Raw genomic sequence first — 20,487 nt, 5'->3', positions numbered from 1 at the left:
CACTAAGCCGGGGATAACTCTAGCTAATGGCTTTGAGTAGGCCTGCGATGGTGTGCATCGCCTCATCGACATAGCCCTTGAGTTGGGGATCTGAAAGCCCCACGGTGGCGTCGCAACGCGCGCGAATAACCATCCGCGCTGCGGGCTGTCCCAGATTCTCCGAAGCTGCTTTTTGCCCGTCTTCATCGAGAACAGCACAGATAAGATCCATGGAGTCGTTGAACTGCGCCGTCGCGTTTATCAGCGCTGCAATATCATTGGGGCCGCTGGCGGGTAGATCCTTAAAGCTAGAGATCTCCAGGATGCGGGCGGGCCCTGTTGGGGTCTCCGCTGGATGAACCTCTGCAACAAATTCTCGCCCCTTCACGGTCATATGCACAGTTTTTTCAGACACCTCCCCGGAGTACAGCGCCGCAACCCGATCCGCTGTCACCTCAGGTGTTTCAAATTCCGGAGTGTCTAGGTGAGCTGGAATTTCTGCGAAGAGTGGGTGCTGCTCAGGTGGCTCTGGAACCTCAAAGTTTGTCCCAAACATGTCGTCATACAGAGCTGAAGCCTCGGGCAGCACGTCTTGAAGCGCCGCTTGAACAAAGCGGAGATACTGATCAAACGTTGCTCCGTCCTCGGCGCGTAGCCACGTGCGACACACAACTGCTGTGTGTCCTTTGGAAGTGTCCACGCGGAAGACACCGATAGAGGAATTCACGTTCAGCATGTGTGCGCCCACCACCGCATGCATAGTGTCTTCTTGGCTGAAGGTTAACGGCCATTCGATTTGAGCGTGATACAGGCTGGGATCGTTCCAAAAGTAAACCGTCAGGTCTCCTAGCGTCACCACGTTCACTTCTCCGCCGTTGCCGTCGGGAGCAATATCTGGGGAGTATCCCAGCGCCATAAGCGCCATCCGGATCACCGGAGTCTGCGGTTGCTGCTGTTTTTTCTTTCCAAACCCAAAGAATCCCACTAGTCCCACCACACTTTCAGTATCAGGGAGCCGTCTGGCCCCGGAATAACAACAAGTTCGTCGCCCGCTGCGGCAAGCGTTGCGACGATCTCCTCACGGTTTCCTCCCGGATCGCCCACGCGAACCAGCATTGTGGCTTCAGTGTCTTCTGAAAGTGCCACCAACTCCATCCCCCACCTCTTGTTCCAGAAGTAGAGCATCCGAGCAAGTTCCCACTCCAGGGCAACATTCACGCAGCCCTCCCACCGAGTAAACAGCACTGCACTCCAGGAGAAATCCCCAATTTCTACGGGGATCCCCGCAAGGTCGGCGAGTTCGCTATCTGTTTCTTCAGCAACGGGATACGTGACATGAGAACCCGGCTTAATTGCCTCAAGGTATCCCGACTCCGGCAAATCAAACGATTGGGAGGCCTCCGCTACCGAGCAAGCTGCAAAAGAGTCAATGGCCTCAACAATCTCAGCCATATCGCCTTCAACGATCTGATCTTCTAAAGATTCTGCTGCGGAGTCTGAAATAGCCACATGCCCAGGTGCAAAGGATAATGATGCTGCGGTGGGAGTAAAAAGCTCTTGATCCGCGCAGACATCAATTCCGATAGAACCGTTATTCCACTTAGCCATGTTCTCCTGCTCTCTCAGTACAATCCCTGATCAACCAACCATTGCATATGGTCAGGGCTAAAGCCCATCATTTTCTGCCGTTCTGCAAACGGGCGAAAATCTTCATTACTAGGAACCATCTGCCTAGGGTCCCGTGCTTTAAAAACTATCTGTCTCCCCATATAAAAATCTGGGTTAAAGACATCAAGTCCTAAATTTTTCCCCCACCTATCAACAACTTTATGATTAAACCACTCATAAACAGGGCGATCAGGGTCAGGACGAAAAGTGGGGTCGGGACCCCACTCTGACCAATCAAGCTCCATGAAGTTAGGATTCTTCTTCCGTCCCTCTTCAATCTCACCTGGCCATGAATTAACTGAAAAACGAGTCAGCCCCTGAGACCCAAGAGTGCTAGCAGCCCACAGGCTCCTACGAAAGTGGTGTGAATAATATCTATTTTCAGGACTTTGTTCTCCTAAAATGGCAGAAGAGCCCCAGCTACACGCTAAGTATGTTGGCCTTGCCCCACCAAAAGAGGGAAAACGTGGATCCTCTAATTCCACTGTGCAAGCTTTGATAGAAAACTGCTGTGCCAGCTCCTGTTTCTCAAGCAAATTCTCCTGAAGAATATAATCGCACATCTCTGGAGAACTTCCTATAAAAATCTCGTAAGGTTCATCCGAATTATTCTGAGGGAAGTAGGCCATAGAGGTATCGATGTACGGATCAACTATAGCCACCCATTCAGCGTTAGCTGTTTCCTGAATAACAACATTCTGATGTTGCCAACTGATCAGAAGTTCTTTCCATCGAGAATACGTACCAATACCCGATTCACGCAGACAATCAGAAGGGGATCTTTGACAGGATTCGATATACCGAGTCAAGTATTCAACAAATGAATCAAAAGGAATATTGACGTAATATATACATGAATCCAACGGCTGGAACATTTTAGTTTTTAAAATATCCACTACTGCCCCACCAATACAGTCATTCGCCCTTGATAAAAATTCAAATCTTGTAAGTTAATGCCCAAAAATCCAAGATAAGAAAGCATAATATTAGGATTAAAACGGTCTTTCTTGAGGCGGTTTGAATAATTACTAGCTTCCTCAAATTCAAGAGGAGCGTCTGTGCCACCCTCAAAGGACCAAGATTCACGCTCAAAGTACCACCCGTCTACGTTCTCACAAAAGATGCTTAAGTGCTCAGCGCGCCACCTAAATTGTTGATCGACTTGCCAGTACTTCATCCGTTTATATTTCAATGCACATTTAGGGACTTCATTATCTTGCCGAACAGAAACAGTCTCTACCCCCTTAGAAATTGGATAGCTATCGCCCCAAAATGCGGTATTGCTTGGAAGGAAAAATCTATTGGCCACCGCAAATTTTCCTGTACCCATTACAGCAATCCAACGCGGATTGATGGTCTCTACTGCCAAAAAAGAATCTTGTCCAACAGAAATTTTCTCAATAAATTCCCCGGAGGAAACAGCATAATCAGTTCTAATTGGAAAATTGACACCCTTTTGGGTCACTCGTAGTTGATCCCATGCATACTCAACAGCGCTCTCATACGGAAGATTCACAAACTGAACAAGGCCACCAATTTTATCCTTATGCTCAGGGAAAATATCTTCTTTAAATTCCATTACACCTCCCCATTCATATGGAGTAACCACCGCTTCTGGATTTGAGTACTTCTGTAGACATAAAGCTCAATCGTTAAAGGGGAAGCTAACATGTTCAGGTGGCAAATATGTCGGTTTTGAAAAACTTCACCCAAAAGTGTCCCGACCAAGCCACCCAAGCCCAAAAAACACCTATCCCCTCGAACTTCGCGGGGAAGCTCGTAGGGATAGGCGTCGTAAAGCTTAAATGCTTAGTTGTTACTTCTTGGTGGCAAAAACTCGCTTAATTTCTGCGCCAAGGTTCTCGTCGACCTGGGTCCAATACCAGTAAACTCGCTCCTCAACCTCTGGAGAAATACCTGCCATAGCGTTGGTAACGTTGTCTACAAAGCGCTCCTTCTCTCCGTCGTCAAAAACCTCACGGTAGAGAATGCCTGCCTGGATAAAGTCATCATCCTCAGCATGCTTTACATAAGCCGCACGGGTGAGATCCGTGCCGTGAGGATCAGGATTAACAAAAAGATCACTGGCCTGACCATAGGTAACACCCGAAGAAGACGTCTCACCATCGTCGAGGTAACCAGCACCCTTGTCATAGCGGTTTGGCGAATACACCGGCGCATCTGCCGGATTGAACTGATACGCCATCGGACCCTCATGCTCATAGGTGTTCACCGGAACCACCGGCTGGTTAATCGGCAGCTGGCGGTAGTTTGCACCAATACGCGTGCGCTGAGCATCTGCATACGCAAACGCACGAGCCATCAACATGCGGTCAGGCGACAGACCTACACCTGGAACCAAGTTCGACGGATCGAGCGCCAACTGCTCGATCTGCGTGAAGAAGTTCTTGGGGTTGCGGTTGAGAACAAAGTATCCAACGTCGACCAGCGGGTAATCCTTCTGCGACCAGGTCTTGGTCAGATCAAAGGGGTTCCAACGGTAGTTTTCTGCGTCCTCAAAAGGCATGATTTGGACCTTGACGTCCCAGATGGGGAAGTCGCCGTGCGCGATAGCGTTGTAGAGATCCTCGCGATGATGATCAGCATTCTTGCCCGCCATCTCCTGAGCCTCAGCGTCGGTGAAGGTGTCCCAGCCCAAGCGAGACTTGAAGTGGTACTTCACCCATACTGGCTTGCCCTCTTCGTTGATCCACTGGAAGGTATGGGAACCAAAACCATCCTGGTGGCGGGAAGTCTTAGGAGTGCCACGATCACCCATCAGGTATGTCACCTGGTGAGCAGATTCAGGGGTGCGGGTCCAGAAATCCCACTGCATGTCCGCATCGCGGAGGCCGTTACGGCCTAGGCGCTTCTGGGAATGGATAAAATCCGGGAACTTAATGGCATCGCGTAGGAAGAAGGTAGGGGTGTTGTTACCCACGATGTCGTAATTGCCGTCCTGGGTCCAGAAACGCAGCGCGAATCCGTGCACGTCACGCCAGGTATCTGGGGAACCTTGCTCGCCAGCCACCGTGGAGAAACGGATAGCCATCGGGGTAACTGTGCCCTTTTGGAACAGCTTGGCCTTGGTGTATTCCGACACATCTTCGGTGATGTGTAGCTCACCGAAAGCGCCGTGGCCTTTAGCGTGAGGGTTACGCTCCGGAACGCGCTCGCGGTTGAAGTGGGCGAGCTTCTCAATCAGGTGAAGATCGTTGAGAACGTTAGGGCCCTGTGGTCCGGCAGTGATGGAAATGTTCTCACTAGGAACTGGCTGTCCGCCTTCGCGCGTTGTGTGAGCAACAGACTCTGTACGCTCTCCGGCGCTGATGATGGGATCGACTGGTGAGTTCATGGAAATTCCCTCCTTCAAGGGCTGGTTTGGGTCTTGGAATGAGTCTTAAGTTAAAAATAACCTTACATTGAAAACTAAAACCTTGCAACAGATTTTTATTGAGAGGTTCACCTTACAACTTTTGTTTAGGTGGTAAAGTCCTTAGTTATGAAGAACTCGGAACGCGACGATCGCGTCACCCAACTGGCACTCGCTGCCGGCCGCGGCGACAAAACCGCACTTACCGAGTTCATCCGTGAGACCCAAAATGACGTCTGGCGCCTGCTCGCCCACCTAGGTGGCAGCGAAATCGCCGACGACCTCACACAGGAGACGTACCTCCGCGTCATGAGCGCACTCCCCCGATTCGCTGCGCGCTCGTCAGCACGAACATGGCTGCTCTCACTCGCACGCCGCGTGTGGGTGGACAATATTCGCCATGACATGGCCCGTCCCCGAAAGTCTTCCGCGGAAGTAGAAGACCTCGACCCCGCCGTACTCTCCACCAATGGCGAAAACACCTGGTCCGACTGGATCGACGTGCGTTTGCTTATCGACGCCCTCCCCGCCGAACGTCGTGAAGCCCTCATTTTGACGCAGGTGCTCGGCTATTCCTACGAGGAAGCAGCGAAAATCGCCAACGTCCGCATCGGTACGATTCGTTCCCGCGTAGCTCGCGCCCGTGCCGACGTAGTCGCTGCAGCCGGACGCCCCAACGCTGCTAGCGCCTAAATACGAATAAGCGCGGCACCTCCTCGGATATGAGGAAGTACCGCGCCTACAGCAATTACGCTTCACTTACACAAGCAACTCTGCAATCTGAATAGCATTCAGTGCTGCGCCTTTGCGTAGGTTATCGCCGGAAACCACGAACACCAGGCCTTTATTGTCATCAACCGTTTGATCTTGACGGATGCGACCAACCAGAGAATCGTCACGACCTGCAGCAGCAAGCGGAGTAGGTACGTCTACTACTTCTACGCCGGGGGCGTCGATAAGCACTGCCCGCGCCTCATCAGGAGTAATAGCTTTTTTAAATTCCGCATGCACCACCATTGTGTGCCCGGTGAACACCGGGATGCGTACACATGTACCAGCTACTTTGAGCTCAGGAAGTCCCAGAATCTTGCGCGACTCATTGCGCAACTTCTGCTCTTCGTCGGTCTCATTCAGGCCGTCATCAACCAAGCTGCCTGCAAAAGGAAGCGCATTGTACGCAATCGGAGCGACATAAGGGCCGAGCTCCTCCGGGGCCTCCACGGAACCATCGTGAACTAATTCCACACAACGATCACCGATCTCAGCGGTCTGCTTGGCCAGCGTCTCCACACCGGCGAGACCTGAACCGGAAACCGCCTGGTAGGAGGCAACATGCATCTTGGTCACCGATGCAACGTTATGCAGCGCCTTGAGCACTGGCATGATCGCCATCGTGGTGCAGTTCGGGTTAGCGATGATCCCCTTGACCAGGTTGTCTTTATCCTCCGGGTTAACCTCGGAAACGATCAACGGCACGTCGGGGTCTTTGCGCCATGCAGAGGAGTTATCCACCACGGTGGCACCGGCAGCGGCGAACAAGGGAGCGTACTGCCGAGAAGTGCTGCCACCAGCGGAGAACAATGCAATATCAATGTCCTTGAGTGAGTCCTCGGTCTGAACCGCGAGGTCTTCCACTTCAATGTCTCCACCGTTGAACTGCAACGTAGTTCCAGCAGAACGCGCAGAGGCAAAAAAACGCACCTTATCTGCAGGGAACTTTCGCTCCTCGAGGATCGAACGCATTACTCGGCCAACCTGGCCTGTTGCACCCACGACGGCGACAGTAGTCATAGTCAAAGTTCCCTTTCTTTTGCTCCGGGGGCGTTGCGTGTCATTGTGCAACACCCACCACTAAATACCGAGCCTACACATAAAAGACAACCCTCCATAGCCCCACCATAACCCCATGATTGCCCCCCCTTATAACGCGATAGTGGATCCTCGCAGCGCCACAATAGCCGTTGCGTTTTAGCCCCTCTTTCTGCTCATAATTTCATGCGCCATTCCGCCAGGGCGGGTTAAGGGATGCTAGAGAATACCAAAGGAGGCGAAAGGTTTCCCTCTCGCCTCCTTATGAATAGGAAGGTCACTTATTTACAAGCTAAACACTCCTATGAGTTGTTACCGCGCCTGCGGAGGAATGCTCCCAACAGCACAAGGAGTGCAGCGATAACAATAAACATCCATACGTTAGCGCCAGTGCGTGCCAGAACCTTCTTCTCCTTCTGTGGCTTCTTTTCAGGAGCCTTGGGGGAAGGCTGCTGTTCCGACGGCTTCTGCGGTGCCGGCTGTGGAGCTGGCTGCGGTGCAGGAGTCGGGTGCGGGAACAACGGCAGCAACGGAATGATCACAAGTGGAATCAGCGGGATGAACCAAGGGAAACCAGGCTTGGAGTAAGCATTGGTTACACCGACTTCATACACCTTAGCCGGACTCTGAATGGTGATCTGACCATCCTCTGCAATCCGATGTGTCCACGTGGTTCCAGAGATACTTGCGTCCCGCTCAGTAATGGTGCACTTGGTACCTGCAGGGAAAGACTCAGGAATCTCGGTTGCACCCTCACCAGTGATGTTCACAGAACCTTCAATAGCCTCGTTATTAAGAACGCAGCTGTAATCGAAAGTAAAGGTCTTGTCTTTTGCCTTATCCTTTGCCGGACCTTCAAGCTTCTTCACAATCTTGACCTTGCTTTCTGCGTACCTGTAGGTATTCGTCGCAGAAACAATCACGTCTTGCTTATCTTTGTCGATCGTGAATTCCTGGTTTTCCCAGCTTGTAATGAGCCTTGCGTCTTCCGCTTCAGCCTCCAGCTCTTTCACTGAACACTTGGTGCCCACTGGGAATGCGCGGTCAATTCCTACACGACCCTTGCCGTTGGTAACCCGGACAACCTCAGAGCCTTCAGCCTCGCCGCACTGCCACGTGAACGTAAATTCCTTCGGCGTGACGATGCCTTCCGATGCATCCACAATCTTTTCAATCGTGAAGCTTCCCTTGTGCTGGCGGTAGTTGTTCTTTGCAAGAATGCTTATCGACGGCTCGCCTTCAGCAGGAACCGTAAACTCAGCGGTCTCTCCTACCGACGTTCCATTGACATTTAAGTCAACGGTCCAGTCAGTGTCTTTAGCAGGGGCCTCGACTTCCGTAACCTTACAGGTAGATGCTGCAGGAATGTTGTCGATTGCCTTCGGGGTTCCCTCAGTGACCTCTGCAGTGCCATCGATGACAGCGCCGGTTGGTGCGGTGCAGGTGTAGTTGAACGTGTAAGAACGCTTCTGCAACTCTTCCAGGTTGGTTGCGTCACCGGTCACGTTCTTGGACAGTGTGAAACCACCGTTCTGCTGCTTATAGGTGTTTGTGGCAGTAAAGGCTAGGGCTTTATCCTTTTCGATTTCAAAGCTGGTAGCTTCCTCAGGACCTTCAATCTTTCCACTCCACGTAAAGCCGTTTGGCACCTTAGCATCCGACTCCTCGACGGTGCACTTTGTGCCAGCGGCAATGCCTTCAACCTTCTTTGTTTCACCGTCTTTGAGCTTAAACTCACCGTTGTCAGCGCCACAGGTGTACTTGAAGCCAAATTCTTGATCTTTGAGCAGCGGCATTGCCTCAGCTGATGCATCGATCTTCTTCTGGACGGAGAAGCTACCAAGATCCTTGGTATAAGAGTTGGTTGCAGCGAACTCTACCGGGGAGCCTTGCTCACCATCAGCTTTGATAGTGACATTGCCCTTGGGCTGTTCAGAAGTCAGTGAATAACCAGGAACCTTTGCACTCTCAAGGTCCTCCTCTATCGTACAGATTGTTCCCTCAGGATAGTCTCCCGATTGCCAGGGCTTGCCTGCAGTTACTTCTGCTGGTTGCGGCTCTGTATCGGCATCACCATCTGGTGCTTTACAGGTGTAATTGAACTTGAAGACTTTATCTTTCTGGCCAGCATCAAGGCCATTAACCGTCTTCTTGATAACAAACTTGCCCTTCTTAGCTTCTGGCTTATTGGGGTAGGTGTTTGTGACCTTGACATTTAGGGTGGTGGAGCTGTTCTTGTTGAACTTTACCGTTACGCCATTGTCGATCGGAACAACGTAGGCTGGTTTACCCGTTTCTTCATCTACTACTTCAAAGTCGACTGTAACGCCTTCAGCAACGTTCTTTTCGGTAATAGAGCATGTAGAAGAAGAGCGTTGGGTAAAGATATCTGAGGTTTGTCCGGCAGCAACGGAAATATTCTGCGTTGTGTCACCACATTTATACTCGAAATCAAATTTGTTTCCCTGTACAGGTGCAGTTTCCCCGACTACTTCCTTTTGAATCTTGATCTTGCCTTGGAAACCTTGGCCCACCCCCCCAGCGTCGCCGCGGTCTACCTGGTATTCTACATTTTCGATTTTATTAGGACCGATTTCAACAATCGCCTTATTCGTAATAAAGCGAGAAGTATCATCATTGATAGGTGTCTCAAGCCCGATGGTCAGCGATTGTCCAGCTGTCAGATACCTTCCGTGCTCATCTGGCACCATGCTGACAATTATTCCGCCATCTTTTTCCTCGCACTTCCATCGATTTGGATCAATGGGTGTATCGCGGATCTCAGTATGAGGGTAAGGGGTGCGATCAAAAACCTTGACATCAGAACATCTAAACAGCAGCTGGGTATTTCCAATATCTTTGACAACAACGGGGGTATAGATATCAGTATCCGCTGTTTCGACATAAATGTTCCAGCGCGCAGAATCAGTCCTAGAATCATAGACTCCGGTCTTTGATGTTGCTTGAGTAGTACCCCCTACACCTTCTTCAGGTGTTTTTCCGTTAAGAGTTCCGCTTCCTTGACATCCTGAAAAAGTCAATGGGTACGGTGTATTTGATTGCGTAGTAGACCTATCCCATTGAACAGTGAAAAATGCTGTACCAGAAATATCACCGTGCCCATTTGCATATTCGGTAAGGGTAAAGGTCCAGGTTTTGTTACTTCCGTCCCAAACTCCCTTAGCTACTTCTTGTCCATCGGGGGCAGTAAGCGTTAGATCTTTGTTACCCAAGCGAGTGAGCTGGTCTGGAAGTTTCAGAGTGAATTGATCACCAGGGTTAGCGTTGGTGTCAACTTTCCAGTTGAATTGAACGTCTGCCCCCTGCCCATAACTACCAACAAATACTCCATCTTTGATATTTGTATTGTTCTTCCACTGGATATTGCTAACTGTGCCTTTACACTCTGCTGCACCAGCAGAAGGAACACGAGGGGAAACCACTAGACCTACGCAAACAACGACCACCATCATCAGGGTGATCAGCCTGCGCATTGGGGAGCGTTCATAAAAACGCGAATCGACCATCTTTACTCTCTATCTTATTTTTCACAAGGCACCTGAGGATTTTCCCAATCAAAAAGAGCGTCACATGACCAGGCCAAGTCTCAAGGTTCATATCGCATAATCATCTCGATATGTAACACCAGATTGACCGATCGGACACTGTATCCTCACGGTCACCAAAGAGTAAGAATAGCAGAAATAATAATAAGGTTTATTAACGTTTTAGAGACTTTTGCATAGATTTTTCTTACACTTATCTTTACCCCACCCTTTAGGGTGAGCCCCATGCAAAATTAAACAATCACACCAAAAAGACCTCTTGCATACTATGTACAAGAGGTCTTTTATAACACGGTTTTCTTAAGCCACTCCCGGCTTACCGCCCCGTCCCAGCGTAAACCTTAGCTTCTTCGTCTCCACCAAGCTCGAACTTTTCGTGGAGAGCCCTCGCTGCTGCAGGCAAGTCGGTTTCACGGATCAGCACGGAGATGCGGATCTCGGAAGTGGTGATCAGTTCAATGTTAATCCCCTGGTCGCGGAGTGCTTCGCAGAATTCTGCGGTAACGCCTGGGTGCGATTTCATACCGGCTCCGACAAGGGAAACCTTGCCGATCTGATCGTCGTAAAGCACGTTCTGCCAGTCGTTCTGCGGCTGCAGGTTGCGTAGGAGCTCCATGGCGTGGGGGCCATCGGCACGCGGGCAGGTGAATGTGATGTCCGTGCGATTGTCTTCCAGGGAGGAGATGTTTTGCAGGACTGTGTCGATGTTGATTTCGGCGTCGGCAAGCGCACGGAAGACCACAGAAGCAGCACCGGGTGAATCAGGGATGCCCAGGACCGTGATCTTGGCCTCGGAGTTATCAGTTGCTACGCCAGAAAGTACTGCTTCTTCCACAGGAATATCCTCCATTGATCCGGCAACTAGGGTTCCGGGGTCATTGCTATACGACGAACGAACGCGCAGGGGAACGCCGAATGCACGAGCATATTCGACGCTGCGCAGAACAAGAATTTTTGAGCCACTCGCTGCAAGTTCCAGCATCTCTTCAAAACAGAGTTGATCTAGCTTGCGCGCGTTGCTCACGATGCGAGGGTCGGCCGTATACACGCCGTCTACGTCTGAATAGATCTCACATACGTCAGCATTGAGCGCCGCGGCAAGGGCAACTGCCGTGGTGTCCGAGCCGCCACGTCCCAGCGTGGTCACATCTTTAGACTCGCGGTTAACTCCCTGAAATCCGGCAACAAGACAGATTTTTCCGCCATCCAGTGCTTCGCGCACACGCCCTGGAGTAACGTCCACGATGCGGGCATTGCCATGGCGTTCGGTAGTAATCACGCCTGCTTGTGAACCAGTAAAAGATTGGGCTTTCGCACCAAATGATTCGATCGCCATGGCCACAAGTGCGTTGGAAATGCGCTCTCCTGCTGTAAGCAGCATGTCCATCTCACGCGCAGGTGGTACCGGATTAACCTGGGAGGCGAGGTCGAGAAGCTCATCAGTGGTGTCTCCCATTGCGGAGCACACCACAACAACATCGTTGCCTTGTTTTTTAGTGGCCACGATTCGCTCGGCAACGCGACGAATTCTTTCCGCGCTTTCCAGCGAAGAACCGCCATATTTCTGGACGACAAGTGCCACGGGCAACGCCCTTCCCGGAGCCATCTGTACTGGATGTGCCCCTAGATCAAGACCATACGATTGCGAATAACTATCATACAGTCTATTTTTCACGCCGCAGTAAAGAGGCGGCTCATGTAAGTGGTCAAAACAAAGTTTTTTAAAAACCACCTATATTTTTACACCCTCCCGGCGCGACATAAAGAGAAAATTACTGTCGTCCGCATTACTTTCAGCATGCTGTTCTTCTCATGCTCCACTTTTATTCCACTCCAATGTCCCTGCGGTTAAAGGCACTACACCCGATAACACAGAGAAGAGCAGATACAACCAGAAGCCCTAGCACTCCCCACCCGTGAGCATCGGATTCCATCACATGCGGTATGTGATGGAAGGGGCTAAAAGCCATTGTCCAGTCGGGGGCTTTAAATGTGGGACCAAAGATGGTGATGGAGAATGACTCAAGCACTCCAACCCATGCTGCAATCGCAAACCTCGGGCGCACACCTACTACCACCGCAGCGATTCCTATGATGGGCCATGTTGCTACCGAGGTCACTGCAGCCTGGATAAACACATCCAAGAAACTAAGCCCAATATCAGCACGGCTGCTCAGCCACGCCACCAGGACACCAGCGGTGAGAAGACACATGGTGCTTGTTGCAGCTGCAGCGGCCAGTGTTACCGCACAATACCGGAGTCGGCTAATTCCACCAGTGAGAATCGGCTCAATCCTTTGACTATTCTCTTCCGAGACTATTCGCAGCACCACTTGAACTCCTGGTATAGCCGCAATGATCCCCAACATGCTGAGCATGGTTACCGCAAAGTTGTTGACCAATTGCGCTGGATCCACAGCGCCGCCCGCCATCATGGCTGCCATCGCGGGACTTGAAGCTAGTAGGTCTTTGACAGACCCGATGAAGTATCCAAAGATCACGCCTAAAGCCACAAAGGCGATGACCCAGGTAAACGCGGGTGCTTTATTGAGTCGCCAGATGAGGCCTTCTACTCCTCTCAGCGAACCATGCGCGGAGCCAGGTTGCGACGGGATGATGCCCTGCCCAAAGTCGCGGCCAGATGACAAGCCAAAGGCCACAGCCGTCACGATGAGGGTAAACACCAATGCGTATAAGAGCGGCCACCAGTGGTTGTCCGTGGCAGGGCGGGTTTCATCCAACCAACCGAGCGGATTTGCCCAGTTAGTCCACGCGGGTGCTTCCAGTGATAATAGGAATCCTCGAAGGATAAAAAGCACGGATAATGTGCTCACTGCCAGGGTGTTAGCGGCTCGGGCGGTAGATCCAAGTTGTGCGGCGACTGCGGCTACAGCGCTCATCATCCACCCGGTAGCAGTAAACGTTGCTGCCAGTAGCAACGTCGCATCTGCTTCCGCCCCGCAGAGGAGTGTGCATAGTGCCGTCACCACTCCGACCAGCGTTGAGCCTATGATCCCCAGCAACACGGCCACAGCCAATCGAGCGCCGCGTCCCATAGCCCCGGAGGCAAGTAACTCTGCTTGTCCAGAATCCTCTTGGCCTCTGGTTGCTTTGGTCACGGCAAAGATGGCAGCGATACCGGTAAGAAAGCCGCCTAAAGCAAAAGCCCGCCAGGTATTGAACCCCTCGTTGGTATAGAGGTTTCTCGCGGGACCGAAGATGAGTCCTAAGGCCGGGTTTCCGCCAATGGTGGCATCTAATACAGCCCGGTCTTCTCGATGCGGAAACATCCACGCATAGGCAAGAATTGAAGAGGTGGACAGCATGGTCACTATTGCGATCCACGGAATAAACCTTTTCAGCTCGTGGCGCAGCGTGGCTTTGAGCAGCACACCTGTGCCTACCAGGGGGCGTGTTGTCCCGATCATTGCTCCTCACCTGGCTCTGATTCTTCCCCGTACAGGTCTTTGAACAGGCTTTCCAGGGACGGCGGCTCCACCGTCAACTTATCAATGCCCAGCGGAAGCACTCGTTCCAGTATCGCTCCGACCTGCTTTTGTGGGACGCTAACAGTGAGAGTGTTCCCGTTAACTTGCGCTTGTTCAGGGCAGTCTTTGGCATCAGGCGCGCGGTGTAACACCGCAGTAATGGTGGTTGCCGCAGTTTGTTGTAGTTCTTCTAGCGTGGCGGTTCGAACGATGCGACCTGCTTTAATAATGCTCATTCTGTCCGCTAGTGCCTCTACTTCCGCGAGGATGTGGCTGCTAAGAAACACCGTCGCTCCTCGCTCTTTAGCTTCACGCACAACGTCCTGAAATACACTTTCCATAAGAGGGTCAAGACCACTGGTGGGCTCGTCTAAGATCAGCAGTTCCGCGTCAGAAGCTAAGGCAGCAACAAGCGCAACCTTTTGGCGGTTGCCTTTAGAGTATTGCCTCCCCTTCTTCGTCGGGTCGAGCTCAAAGCGCTCTATGAGCTCCGCCCTGCGCTGTGCGTTCAGTCCGCCCCGGAGAGAACCTAAAAGGTCGATAGCTTCCCCACCACTCATTCCAGGCCATAGGGAAACGTCGCCTGGCACATATGCGAGCCTGCGGTGTAGTGCAACAACGTCTTTCCACGGATCACCACCCAGCAGTTCTACCTCGCCTGCATCGGCCTTGAGCAGCCCCAACAGTACGCGAATCGCTGTGGACTTCCCTGCCCCATTAGGACCCAAAAAGCCGTGCACTTCCCCACGGGCAACGGTCAGGTCGAGTTGATCGAGTGCTTTAAAAGACCCGAAGCTCTTGTCTAGATTCCGGACACGGATAACATCTTCGCTGTTTTTCTGTGCAGAAATACCCTTGTGCGCTGCCATTTTCTTCTCCCCTGCTGTGGAGCTGACCTTGGATATTTTTACGGTAGCACCGCGATTCAACACTGGGGGCTTTCATTCAGCTTCCGCCACCCCTGTTCGCAGCACATGCACAGTGGGGGCACTATCTTCCGCACGTGCTACGTCGTCTAGCAACAACCCGTATAGGCTAGAAGTCGATGTACAGCACTCTTCTTGCTATGGGGTTCGCCCTGGCCTCGGCGCTCACTATCGCCTGGGGCACAGTGGTGCGCCATCGTATTGCAGAAGAGGCACCCGCCGAGGGCTCCCCTTTCTTGCAAGCTATTCGACGCCCCGCCTGGTGGTTAGGTAGCTTCACCGCTTTATCGGGCTACGGGCTGCAAATTATCGCCCTGGGTTTTGGCACGTTATTAGTGGTGCAACCAATCCTCGTGTTGTCCCTGATGTTTACGCTTCCGCTTTCCGCGCGTTACGACGGCCGCCGCATGGCAATCGACGAAATAACGTGGGCGGGGCTGCTCACGGTGGCCGTCGCTGTGCTCGTGCTTTTGGGAAATCCTTCCGCAGGCGACCCGCAGCCCCCGCTGGGACGCTGGCTTCCCGCACTGGCCATAGGTTTTCTCGTCCTCTTTGTCTTAGAACGATTCGCTCAAAAACAGATCAGGAACGAAAAAGCCCTGCTCTTAGGCATAGTCACCGGTGGCATTTATGGCTATGTAGCCGTTCTTTCTAAGGCCACCGTAGACGTACTCACCCACGGAGGCTTCTTTGCCCTTGCCACCACATGGCAGGGCTATTCCCTTGCGGCCGGGGCGATTCTAGGTACGGTCGTACAACAATATGCTTTTAACGCCGGAGCTTTAAAAAACTCGCTACCAGCCATGACGGTTACAGAACCCATCGTTGCTTTTGCTTTGGGGTATGCCGTCCTGGGCGAGCAGTTCCAAGTATCGGGAGCTAACTGGTTGTGGATGGCTCTGGCTTTGATCGCCATGATTGTGTCCACTTTTGCGCTATCACGACGTGGCGTGGGCAGTTCATAGCTGGCAGAAGAAAATACCTGCTAGATCGCCCACTGGAACACCGCGATCATATATGCGGAAAACCATGCGCCCACGAGCAACCAGCACATCGCGGCTGCGGGTAATGCGTAACGCCCCCTGGGGAGCTGGAAAATAACGGGAAGTAAAAGCACCACTGCTGGGAGTAGAAGTCGGGGACGTGAGTGCATGATGCCGTCGGAAAGCACAACGTTAGCCGTAATCGCTGCGCCAAACAGCCAATATGCCAGTGGAAGCCGTCGAAAAGACAGGATGACCGCGCCTAATGCTCCCACAATGGACACGATGGACAGCAGATAGCCCACGTTGTTGCCTTCACGCAGCTGAGTGCTCACCCAGATCGCAGTAGCGCGACCAAAGTCAAAGGTAGAGTGCCAGCCTTTGGTCTGCATCCCAAAGTAACCGCCAATGTCACGCGTGTAATGCGATGCGTACATCAAGTAGCTCACCAACGGGACCGTAGATACTGCGACGGCACCCCACGCTCGCCAATTGCGGGCCGCATAGATTGCAACTACCACAGCAAAAGCCGCCACAAGATCAATTGCGGTCAGTCGGAAAAAGCCCGCACAAAAAGTACATACTCCCGCCAGTAACCAGCGCTTATCCACCATGGCGACCAAAGCCCACACAGCACAGGCCAAAAAGATTGCTTCGGTATAGACCATTGTGAATGTGGTGCTCATAGGTGCACCTAGCACCAGCATCGCGGCAGCCAATCGCAACCGTTTGTCGGCCCCCATCCGTGCGGCCATCGCCATCACGCCGGCGGTCATCACGACCCCTGCGACATACGAGATCAAAAGTGCACTGGTGAGATAATTCAGCCGGGTCACTGCGTGCACAGCGGCTATCAGACCTGGATATCCCGGGAAAAATGCGAGCCGCGTCTGATATATCTCGGGATCTGGTACGCCCCCGGCCTCACTAAAATACCCGTATTGAGCAATGGCTAAATAAATCCGGCCGTCCCACTTAGACACCAAAGCCTCAAGGCTCGCGTCGCCACGCATCCACAGCAAAAAGGCGAGCCGTACCAAAGCCGTAGCCACAAAGAGAACCGCGGCAGCCAGCCAATCCTGCCAAACCACCATGCGGCGCGGCCTGACACTAGGAAAATCCAACCACGTGACAAAAGACCGATATCGCTGCCTCAGCACCCCATCTCCCGAGGTTGTGCGGACTGTGTCCCTGCGCATAAATGTCCGTCTTTCGTCTCGTATGCCTACTTATGGCGGATGCACACCGCATTGTATCTGCATTTGCTTCTCGACGACACCACAAACAAGGCGCTACCCAACAACGTGGATAGCGCCTTATTTAATGCTAGTTATCTAGTAGCCAAGAACTAGTCTTGACGACGCAACCTCACAAGGAATACACCAGCAATAACCAGCAGCAATGCTGCCAATAGCGTGTACAGAACGCTCGCACCAGTAGCAGCCAACTGCCGCTTCATAGGAGCCTTTGGTGCAGCAGATTCCGGAGTCTGAGGTGCCGCTGTAGCTGGGGTCGTGGTGGACCCTGGTGTCTTAGGAGCAGTCGGAGCAGGAGTTCCAGGGGAGCTACTTCCCTGCGAAGAACCCCATACCAAAGCACCAATAACAGGAATCAGAGCGAAAGGAATCAGATACTTCCAGTTAAAGGATGGTCCTTCTGGATCTTCATCATCCGGGAAATCAGGGTTCTCTGGATCTTCGACTTTAATAAAGCCAAAGTCGAGGGAGTTATCTTCTGCATCCGGCTTGGTCAGGTCCGCGGTAGTCTCGGCTTGATCCGTGGAGGAATCTGTATCTGTTGTTCCCTCACCCGTTTTGGTTGGCTCATAGCCTTCAGGAACCTCTACGACCTTCACCGTGTACTTCTGGCCTTCTTCCAATACTGGAAGATCGCTGAAGGTGTACTTGCCGTCTGCACGCGTGGTGGCATTCTCGACTAGCTTGCCGTTGACGTCTGTCACTGGCTTGCCGTCTGTGCCAACGAGCTCCAAAACTACATCTGAGAGTCCCTCTTCACCTTCATCCTGGATGCCGTTACCGTTAGCATCAACCCAGACAAAATCACCGACGGAGACAGAACCCGGAACGTCAGGCTCAGGCTCAACAAAACCAAAGTCAAGAGAGTCGTCCTTGGCGCCGTCTTGAGACAGATCCTTGTACGTCTTGGCCGAATCCTTAGAGGAGTCATTATCCTGCGTGCCTTGGCCGGTCTTAGTCGGCTCGTAACCAGCGGGAACTTTAACTACCTTCACTGTGTAGTGCTTGCCATCCTCCAGCGTTGGGAGGTTGTCAAAGGAATACTTGCCATCGGCACCGGTGGTCACGTTCTTTACTTCTTCACCGTTGATGTCCTTGACTGGGTTCCCCTCAGAATCAACGATCTGAAGCTCTACACCGGCCAGGCCCTTTTCATCAGCATCCTGAATACCGTCGCGATTGGAATCAATCCACACGAAGTCACCGACAGAGACAGAACCTACGGGCTCATCAACTCCCTTTACCGGGACACAATCCCAGTTGTTCTTGTCTTTTTCTGCGTCAGCGTCAGCCTCATTGTTTTCATCTCCAAGGTAGACCTTGTTAACGATTCCCTTGGTTGTACCTGTGCCGCTTTGATCCGAGCACTCTCCAATAGCATCTGCCTCAGCCTTGGTTAGTTCGCCGGTGGCTTTATTATCGGCAGCACGCTTGTAGGTGACCTTTACCAGGTACTCTTGCTTCTCTTCACTTGCTTTGAAGTCTTTCTCTGCTGCGATCAGATAATCCTTGCCGGTTTTCTCAACTGGATTTCCGTTGACAGTAAGAGATTCAATTTCAAAGCCGGGAACGCTCAGAGGCTCGTCAAGCACCTGAGGAGCCTTTCCTGGAATACCAGGAGTCTCATTCTTGACCGTGATCTTGTGCTCAACAACGAGCTTTCCGTCCGCAAGTTCACGCGCTGTTGTACCAACCTGTTTGCCAGCATCAGTTCCGTCGAGAACCTTGGATACAGAGAAACGAGCCTTTGCGATCAAACCAGCGTCAATATCCGTGCGATCCTGCTGCAGATCCACAACGTCCGTCGTAGACGTTAGACCCCCAGGAGTGACATCAGAATCGGTGTCATCGTTTTGGTCCGGATCCGCACCCTTTGAGGTGAAATCAGAGAAGCTTGAGATTCCTTCTGGAAGCTTATCTGCTGGCACCGTCGACGCATCGAACTGCACCTTGTACTTGCCCTTAGGCAGCTTTTCAAAGAGGTACTTGCCAGAATCATCCGTGGTAAGCACATAAGGCTCGCTCGTGCCTGGCTTGTTCACGGGTTTACCGTCACCATCAAGTAGGGAAACTTTTACGCCACCGACACCGGGTTCGGTTGTTTTATCCCCTTGCTTGCCGTCACCGTTGCGATCGAACCATACGTAATCTCCGAGGGAAACCAGGCCCTGGTTGAACACAAACTGTGCAGTCGCAGAAGCATCCTCCGGAGGACGGACGAGTCCAACGTAGACGCCAGAGGCTTCGACGTAGGTGTATTCACGTTGCAGAGTCGGATATGGTGAATAAACATTTGGTGAGGGGTCAACAAACTGCGGATTATCTTTCACATACTGCTCATCGACCTTTGTTCCACAAGGATTCGTATAAGAGTACGTAACCTTTACAGGTACTGTAGGCGCGAGCCATTCAGAAGACGTAAACGGCGGTACGTCCTCAGTAATATTTAGATCGCCGATTAGACGCCCAATTTGAGGATCCTCGCCGTTATACATGGGCTGTAAATTCCCAATTTTTTTATCGCCAACAAAAGCTTCACCGGAGATCAGCCTCGGACGGTATCTCCGCATATCTTGGTATTGCGTCGGGAGCGAAGCGTATTCCTTCACTTCTTCAGGATTTGAAGCAATCCGAATGTTCTGCACCCAATAACCAACATCTTGCTTAACTAGCTTGGTTTCATAGGTAGCATCCCAAGTACATGTACCGTTGCCGTCATTAGAAACAAATACTGCCTTGCTTAGCTTGTCTTCCAAGCTAACATCAGCAAGCCGGCCTGATGTAACCGTGAGGGACCCTGTGGAAGCTGCTCCATCAGCATTCATTACTTGTGCAGGAATCTCAATTGTGAGATCAGTGGGTGGTGTCCAAGGTGTAGCCCTGAAATCCTCAGCGGTAGACCACATTGGGTGCGCAGTGTTGTTTACTTTGAATAACCCATCATTATGGGCATTTGCAGCTTCGGTATTTCCCCACTGCCAAGCTTCGTACTCCGCACCCAGCACAACAGACCACTCATTAGGACCCGTTTGGGTCACTACAGCATCCGCAGGAATACCGAACTTTCCTGCAGCTGGAGCCTCCGTGAAAGGCACCTTCGGGTCCTGCGTGATCACCATGCGAACCCACCGCTGGGCAGTCACATTGTTGGGATCTTGTGGGAAGCCGGTCTTTACAGTGTATTTGTAAGTAACTGAGTCCCCTACAGATACAGATTGGCTACCACCGACGATTTCAGGCTTTAGTTTCTCTAAAAGCTCTGTTCCAATCTCATTGCGGCCGATGTTATCGGAATATGCGCTAGCAGCCGCAGCAGAAGCAGTAGGTACAAGAAAACCACTAAAGCTCACGCTTGTTGCTGTAACAACTGCAGCAACAGTGCGTCCAAGACGTTTAGTGGCAGGCTGGTTAAAAGGGCTTACTTCATTCAAGTAAGAGT

Annotated in this window: 14 protein-coding genes; 2 read left to right on the top strand and 12 right to left on the bottom strand. The window is 51.9% G+C overall.

What is annotated here, in order from left to right; all coding sequences use genetic code 11:
- Positions 1–19: 19 nt before the first annotated feature.
- From CKV68_RS07740 to CKV68_RS07720, 5 genes are all read right to left on the bottom strand, one after another.
- Entirely contained in the window at positions 20–964 is a 945-nt protein-coding gene (locus tag CKV68_RS07740; protein ID WP_095075960.1) for a hypothetical protein, read from the bottom strand.
- The gene (locus CKV68_RS07735) at positions 964–1,587 is read right to left on the bottom strand and encodes a hypothetical protein (RefSeq protein WP_095075959.1); all 624 of its coding nucleotides are present in this window, start codon (positions 1,585–1,587) and stop codon (positions 964–966) included. The genes CKV68_RS07740 and CKV68_RS07735 overlap by 1 nt, the downstream gene beginning before the upstream one ends.
- Positions 1,588–1,601: 14 nt before the next feature.
- Positions 1,602–2,543, bottom strand: coding sequence for a hypothetical protein (locus tag CKV68_RS07730; RefSeq protein WP_095075958.1), 942 nt, complete (start codon positions 2,541–2,543; stop codon positions 1,602–1,604).
- Positions 2,543–3,226, bottom strand: coding sequence for a hypothetical protein (locus CKV68_RS07725; protein ID WP_111690607.1), 684 nt, complete (start codon positions 3,224–3,226; stop codon positions 2,543–2,545). The genes CKV68_RS07730 and CKV68_RS07725 overlap by 1 nt, the downstream gene beginning before the upstream one ends.
- Positions 3,227–3,463: 237 nt before the next feature.
- Complete coding sequence (locus tag CKV68_RS07720; RefSeq protein WP_013910628.1) at positions 3,464–5,002, bottom strand: catalase; 1,539 nt, start codon at positions 5,000–5,002, stop codon at positions 3,464–3,466.
- Between the two features lie 147 nt (positions 5,003–5,149).
- On the opposite strand from CKV68_RS07720, the gene CKV68_RS07715 reads away from it, so the two are divergent.
- On the top strand, positions 5,150–5,713 hold the full coding sequence (locus tag CKV68_RS07715; protein WP_013910627.1) for an RNA polymerase sigma factor: 564 nt from the start codon (positions 5,150–5,152) through the stop codon (positions 5,711–5,713).
- Between the two features lie 66 nt (positions 5,714–5,779).
- Here the strand turns inward: CKV68_RS07715 and CKV68_RS07710 are convergent, their stop codons facing one another.
- The 5 genes from CKV68_RS07710 to CKV68_RS07690 form a co-directional block, all read right to left on the bottom strand.
- Positions 5,780–6,811 carry an aspartate-semialdehyde dehydrogenase gene (locus CKV68_RS07710; protein ID WP_095075957.1) on the bottom strand — a complete coding sequence of 344 codons (1,032 nt, stop codon included), beginning with the start codon at positions 6,809–6,811 and terminating at the stop codon, positions 5,780–5,782.
- Positions 6,812–7,131: 320 nt separating this feature from the next.
- On the bottom strand, positions 7,132–10,356 hold the full coding sequence (locus CKV68_RS07705) for a DUF5979 domain-containing protein (protein WP_095075956.1): 3,225 nt from the start codon (positions 10,354–10,356) through the stop codon (positions 7,132–7,134).
- Positions 10,357–10,711: 355 nt separating this feature from the next.
- Positions 10,712–11,977: an aspartate kinase gene (locus tag CKV68_RS07700; protein ID WP_014835808.1), complete on the bottom strand. Its 1,266-nt coding sequence runs from the start codon at positions 11,975–11,977 to the stop codon at positions 10,712–10,714.
- Between the two features lie 241 nt (positions 11,978–12,218).
- On the bottom strand, positions 12,219–13,823 hold the full coding sequence (locus CKV68_RS07695; protein ID WP_095075955.1) for an ABC transporter permease: 1,605 nt from the start codon (positions 13,821–13,823) through the stop codon (positions 12,219–12,221).
- Positions 13,820–14,752, bottom strand: coding sequence for an ABC transporter ATP-binding protein (locus CKV68_RS07690; RefSeq protein WP_095075954.1), 933 nt, complete (start codon positions 14,750–14,752; stop codon positions 13,820–13,822). The genes CKV68_RS07695 and CKV68_RS07690 overlap by 4 nt, the downstream gene beginning before the upstream one ends.
- 176 nt (positions 14,753–14,928) lie before the next feature.
- On the opposite strand from CKV68_RS07690, the gene CKV68_RS07685 reads away from it, so the two are divergent.
- Entirely contained in the window at positions 14,929–15,774 is an 846-nt protein-coding gene (locus CKV68_RS07685; RefSeq protein ID WP_023634951.1) for a DMT family transporter, read from the top strand.
- A 20-nt stretch (positions 15,775–15,794) separates the two neighbouring features.
- On the opposite strand, the gene CKV68_RS07680 is transcribed toward CKV68_RS07685, so the two are convergent.
- Both CKV68_RS07680 and CKV68_RS07675 read right to left on the bottom strand, forming a co-directional pair.
- Positions 15,795–16,886, bottom strand: a complete 1,092-nt coding sequence (locus CKV68_RS07680; protein WP_095075953.1) for a hypothetical protein — start codon at positions 16,884–16,886, stop codon at positions 15,795–15,797.
- A gap of 254 nt (positions 16,887–17,140) precedes the next feature.
- The gene (locus tag CKV68_RS07675) at positions 17,141–20,479 is read right to left on the bottom strand and encodes an SdrD B-like domain-containing protein (protein WP_095076261.1); all 3,339 of its coding nucleotides are present in this window, start codon (positions 20,477–20,479) and stop codon (positions 17,141–17,143) included.
- Positions 20,480–20,487: the final 8 nt, after the last annotated feature.

Origin of the sequence: Corynebacterium ulcerans, from assembly GCF_900187135.1 — a bacterium.
In the GTDB taxonomy this organism is placed as follows: domain Bacteria; phylum Actinomycetota; class Actinomycetes; order Mycobacteriales; family Mycobacteriaceae; genus Corynebacterium; species Corynebacterium ulcerans.
The sequence above is the reverse complement of the archived record's forward strand: the minus strand, read 5'-3'. Positions and strand labels throughout refer to the sequence as shown.

Bases quoted from the DNA above. Each gene is read 5' to 3' on its own strand.
- CKV68_RS07735 (WP_095075959.1), bottom strand. From the start codon at position 1,587: ATGGCTAAGTGGAATAACGGTTCTATCGGAATTGATGTCTGCGCGGAT.
- CKV68_RS07725 (WP_111690607.1), bottom strand. From the start codon at position 3,226: ATGGAATTTAAAGAAGATATTTTCCCTGAGCATAAGGATAAAATTGGT.
- CKV68_RS07720 (WP_013910628.1), bottom strand. From the start codon at position 5,002: ATGAACTCACCAGTCGATCCCATCATCAGCGCCGGAGAGCGTACAGAG.
- CKV68_RS07715 (WP_013910627.1), top strand. From the start codon at position 5,150: ATGAAGAACTCGGAACGCGACGATCGCGTCACCCAACTGGCACTCGCT.
- CKV68_RS07710 (WP_095075957.1), bottom strand. From the start codon at position 6,811: ATGACTACTGTCGCCGTCGTGGGTGCAACAGGCCAGGTTGGCCGAGTA.
- CKV68_RS07705 (WP_095075956.1), bottom strand. From the start codon at position 10,356: ATGGTCGATTCGCGTTTTTATGAACGCTCCCCAATGCGCAGGCTGATC.
- CKV68_RS07695 (WP_095075955.1), bottom strand. From the start codon at position 13,823: ATGATCGGGACAACACGCCCCCTGGTAGGCACAGGTGTGCTGCTCAAA.
- CKV68_RS07690 (WP_095075954.1), bottom strand. From the start codon at position 14,752: ATGGCAGCGCACAAGGGTATTTCTGCACAGAAAAACAGCGAAGATGTT.
- CKV68_RS07685 (WP_023634951.1), top strand. From the start codon at position 14,929: ATGTACAGCACTCTTCTTGCTATGGGGTTCGCCCTGGCCTCGGCGCTC.
- CKV68_RS07680 (WP_095075953.1), bottom strand. From the start codon at position 16,886: ATGGTGGTTTGGCAGGATTGGCTGGCTGCCGCGGTTCTCTTTGTGGCT.